This is a genomic window from Oryzihumus sp. (genome assembly GCF_036391795.1).
In the GTDB taxonomy this organism is placed as follows: domain Bacteria; phylum Actinomycetota; class Actinomycetes; order Actinomycetales; family Dermatophilaceae; genus Oryzihumus.
In genome coordinates this window covers 1-3,477 of sequence record NZ_DASVZH010000011.1, presented here as the reverse complement: position 1 = coordinate 3,477, position 3,477 = coordinate 1, and the positions used below count along the sequence as shown (strand labels likewise).

At 72.8% G+C, this 3,477-nt stretch carries 5 protein-coding genes and 1 pseudogene; all 6 read left to right on the top strand.

The window, feature by feature from the left end:
* Window positions 1-362 (top strand): hypothetical protein (locus tag VF825_RS00535; protein ID WP_331108999.1); only part of this gene is annotated, 362 nt, incomplete at its 5' end.
* 154 nt (window positions 363-516) lie between these two features.
* A complete protein-coding gene (gene atpB, locus VF825_RS00530; protein WP_331108997.1) occupies window positions 517-1,317 on the top strand; it encodes a F0F1 ATP synthase subunit A in 801 nt (266 codons plus the stop codon).
* A gap of 93 nt (window positions 1,318-1,410) precedes the next feature.
* A complete protein-coding gene (gene atpE, locus VF825_RS00525) occupies window positions 1,411-1,653 on the top strand; it encodes an ATP synthase F0 subunit C (protein WP_291763071.1) in 243 nt (80 codons plus the stop codon).
* Window positions 1,650-2,243 carry a F0F1 ATP synthase subunit B gene (locus tag VF825_RS00520; protein ID WP_291763069.1) on the top strand — a complete coding sequence of 198 codons (594 nt, stop codon included), beginning with the start codon at window positions 1,650-1,652 and terminating at the stop codon, window positions 2,241-2,243. The genes atpE and VF825_RS00520 overlap by 4 nt, the downstream gene beginning before the upstream one ends.
* Window positions 2,243-3,055, top strand: a complete 813-nt coding sequence (locus VF825_RS00515) for a F0F1 ATP synthase subunit delta (RefSeq protein ID WP_331108990.1) — start codon at window positions 2,243-2,245, stop codon at window positions 3,053-3,055. Before VF825_RS00520 ends, VF825_RS00515 begins: the two co-directional genes overlap by 1 nt.
* Window positions 3,056-3,133: 78 nt before the next feature.
* Window positions 3,134-3,477: pseudogene (locus VF825_RS00510) on the top strand (F0F1 ATP synthase subunit alpha); the annotation flags it as partial.

Below are 3,477 nucleotides of genomic sequence, written 5' to 3'. Positions count from 1 at the left end.
CTGCCCTCACCGTGCTGGGCGTGCTGGTCGGAGCCCTCGTCTCCGGCCTGCGGGGCGTCTGGGGCGCACTGATCGGCGTGGGCCTCGCTGCCGTGTTCTCCGGCACCACTGTCGTGGCCATGCTGCGCACCACGCGCTCGGCACCGCAGGTGATGGCCGGGGTCGTGATGGGCACCTGGCTGGCCAAGGTGCTCGTCGTGATCGTGGCCCTCGCGCTGCTGCGCGGTCTCGACTTCTACTCGGCGCCGGTGCTCGCGGGCGTGCTCGCGCTCGGTGCGATCGGCTCCGCCCTGCTCGACTACCGAGCGGTCTCGACGGGGCGGGTACCGTACGTCGAACCGGGTGACGGGGGCCGTCGGTGACCCTGCTGAACCCTGCGCATGGGACCTTCGGCCATGGGTTAGGCTTGCCAACATCCATGACGGCCGGGGTGCCGATGGCCTGCCCGCACCGCTGCGGAAGGCGCCCGTTCGACCTCACGACCACCAGGAGCTTGCTCTGACCAGCCTCGCGACCATGCTGCCGTTCGCCGCCGATCAGAGCGGGACCGGCGGCTTCGAGCCGCCCTCGATCGCGGACTTCTTCCCGGCGCCCGTGCTGTTCCAGGGCACCTGGCTGGAGTTCAACCGGATCATGCTCGTGCGGCTCGTCGCCGCAGTGGTGCTCGTCACCTTCATGGTGGTCGTCGCCCGCCGCGCCCGGCTGGTGCCGGGGCGCACGCAGGCGGCGGTCGAGATGATCCTCGACTTCGTCCGGGTCAACGTCGTCAACGAGATCCTCGGCACCGAGCGCGGCAAGCGCTACGCGGCGATGCTGACGACCGTCTTCTTCGGCATCCTCGCCTTCAACATCACCGGCGCCATCCCGGGCCTGAACATCGCCGGCACGTCGCTGATCGGCCTGCCGGTGCTGCTCGCGGTCTGGGCGTACGTGACGTACCTCTCGGCGGGGGTGAAGGCCCAGGGCTTCGGCGGCTTCGTGAAGTCGAGCCTGTTCCCGCCGGGCGTCCCGTGGTTCATGTACATCCTGCTGACGCCGATCGAGCTGCTGCAGGTCCTGGTCATCCGGCCCGCGACGCTGGCGATCCGGTTGATGGCCAACATGGTCTCCGGGCACCTGATGCTCGCGCTCTGCTTCGCCGCCACCCAGTACTTCGTCGTCGAGGCGGCCCCGGGGCTCAAGGCCTTCGGCGCCCTGACCCTGGTGGCCAGCCTCGCGCTGACGGCCTTCGAGGTCTTCGTCGCGGCGCTGCAGGCGTACATCTTCGTCGTGCTGACGGCGGTCTACATCAGCCTGTCGGTCGAGGCGGAGCACTGACGACGCACTGACGCACACGCACCACCCGGGGGCCTCGGCCCCGCCAACCCCGGTGCCGCCACCTGCGGCACCCACAGGAAGGAACGACCAACCGTGGACACCAGCACCATCCTGGCGGCGGCGGACACCGTCTCGGGCAACCTCGCCACGCTCGGCTACGGCCTCGCGGTGATCGGCCCCGGCATCGGCCTCGGCATCCTCATCGGCAAGACGATCGAGGGCATGGCCCGTCAGCCCGAGGTCTCCGGCCAGCTGCGCACCACCATGTTCATCGGCATCGGGTTCGTCGAGGTGCTCGGCCTCCTCGGCCTGATCACCGGGTTCCTCTTCAAGTGAGCACGGCCGCGCTCGCCGCGGCCGTCGTGACGGCCGCAACGCAGGAGCCTGACGGCGTCAACCTGCTGATCCCCCACACGTTCGACATCGTGTGGTCGCTGGTCGTCCTCATCATCATCGCCGTCCCCTTCCGCATCTGGGTGCTGCCGGCGTTCCAGCGGGTGCTGGACGAGCGTGCCGAGAAGATCGAGGGCGGTCTGGCCAAGGCGGAGTCCGCCCAGGAGGAGGCTGCGGCCGTCCTCGGCCAGTACCAGCAGCACCTGGCCGACGCCCGCGCCGAGGCGGCGCGCATCCGGGAGGACGCGCGCACCGAGGGTGCCCAGATCGTCGCCGACCTGCGCACCAAGGCGCAGGAGGAGGCCGCCCGCATCCTCGAGACGGCGCAGCGCCAGGTCGAGGCGGAGCGGCAGCAGGCCGTGGTCGCCCTCCGGTCCGATGTCGGCGCGCTGGCCACCCAGCTCGCGGAGAAGATCGTCGGCGAGTCCCTGGCCGACGAGGTCCGCCGGTCCCGTGTCGTGGAGCGCTTCCTCGACGACCTCGAGGCCGACCAGGCCGCGGGTGTCGCGACGGGCCAGGGCAAGGGGGCCTGATGCGGGGAACGAGCCAGGCGTCCCTGGACGCGGTCGAGGGCCGGTGGGAGCCGGTCCTCGAGGCGGCCGGGGCGCAGGCGACAGTGCTGGGCCAGGAGCTGTACGCCCTGGTCGACGCGCTGGACGCGTCGGGGTCGCGGCGCCGCGTGCGGGCGGACCCGTCCGCCGCGGGGGATGCCAAGGCGGCCCTGGCGGCACGGCTGCTGGCCGCCGCCGACGCCCGGACGGTCGCGGTCGCGCAGGACCTGGCCCGCTCCCGGTGGTCGGCCGACGCCGACCTGGCCGACGCCGCGCAGCGGCTCGGCACCTCCGCCGTGCTGGCGGCGGCGCAGTCGGCCGGCACGCTGGAGCAGGTCGAGCAGGAGCTGTTCGCCGTGATCGGTGCCCTGTCGGGGCAGCGGGACCTGCGGCGCGCGCTGTTCGACCCGGCGGTGCCGGGCCAGGCCCGTGCGGACCTGGCCGAGCGCGTGCTCGGGTCGCACGTCAGCGCCACGACGCTGCTGCTCGCTCGCCGTGCGGCCGCGGCCCCCCGCGGTCGGCGGTACGTCGCCTGGCTCGGTGACGTCGTGGACCTCATCGCGGAGCGGCGTCACCACCGCGTCGCGACCGTGACGGTCGCGGCCCCGCTGTCGGACGCCCAGCGCACCCGGCTCGCCGGGCTGCTGGCGACGGCCCTCGGACGGCAGGTCGAGCTCGACGTGGTGGTGGACCCCCGCGTGATCGGTGGCCTGCGCGTCCAGTCCGGCCCGGACGTCATCGACTCGACCGTGCTCGCCCGCCTGGCGGACGCCCGCCGACAGCTCGCCGGATGACCCTTCGTCCCCGCCCGGCGGTCCCGGGCCCACGCACCCCCCGCGCGACGCGCGCGACCCACGAGGAGAACAGACACCATGGCTGAGCTGACGATCCGGCCGGAGGACATCCGCGCCGCGCTGGACAGCTTCGTGAAGTCGTACGAGCCGAAGCAGGCCGCGACCGAGGAGGTCGGGCGGGTCACGCTGACCGCCGACGGCATCGCACAGGTCGAGGGCCTTCCCGGCGCGATGGCGAACGAGCTGCTGCGGTTCGAGGACGGCACGCTCGGGCTGGCGCTGAACCTCGACGTGCGCGAGATCGGCGTCGTCGTCCTCGGCGAGTTCGCCGGCATCGAGGAGGGCCAGGAGGTGCGGCGCACCGGTGAGGTGCTGTCCGTGCCGGTGGGCGACGGCTACCTCGGCCGCGTGGTCGACCCGCT

What these genes read in the sequence shown, in the direction of transcription:
- VF825_RS00515 (WP_331108990.1), top strand. Translation starts at nt 2,243, where the DNA reads ATGCGGGGAACGAGCCAGGCGTCCCTGGACGCGGTCGAGGGCCGGTGG.
- atpB (WP_331108997.1), top strand. Translation starts at nt 517, where the DNA reads ATGCTGCCGTTCGCCGCCGATCAGAGCGGGACCGGCGGCTTCGAGCCG.